A 346-nucleotide genomic window follows, 5' to 3' on the forward strand; every position below is an offset into this window, starting at 1 on the left:
ACGCCACGATGCGCCGATCGATGCCCTTGGAATAATCCAATCGGTCGACACCAATGGCGACGTCACAGCCAGCAGTCCTCTTGTAAACTTCCTGCAGATCCCCGTGGCGCGTCGCTAGCTTTGCGAGGCCCTCGAACTTGGCCGTGTCGATACCGATTGGAAAAACCCCGCAGCGAAACTCCCGCCCTTTGACTAGCCAGCTACCGTCTTCCATGAGATGCCCTAAGTTTCGGCGGCGGAGACATTCGGCGAAGTTGTTAAGATCGTCCTCGGTTTGAAAGCCGACAAGGTCATAGAACGAAAGCGCTTCCAGCAATTCTTCGCAGAGCGGCACGGTGGCGAGGAT

Annotated in this window: 1 protein-coding gene; it reads right to left on the bottom strand. The window is 56.6% G+C overall.

What is annotated here, in order from left to right:
* Nucleotides 1-346, bottom strand: a 346-nt coding sequence (locus AC0L28_RS34805) for a trehalose-6-phosphate synthase (protein ID WP_473483025.1), incomplete at both ends; no start/stop codon positions are given.

This window comes from Mesorhizobium sp. WSM4847 (assembly GCF_055811335.1).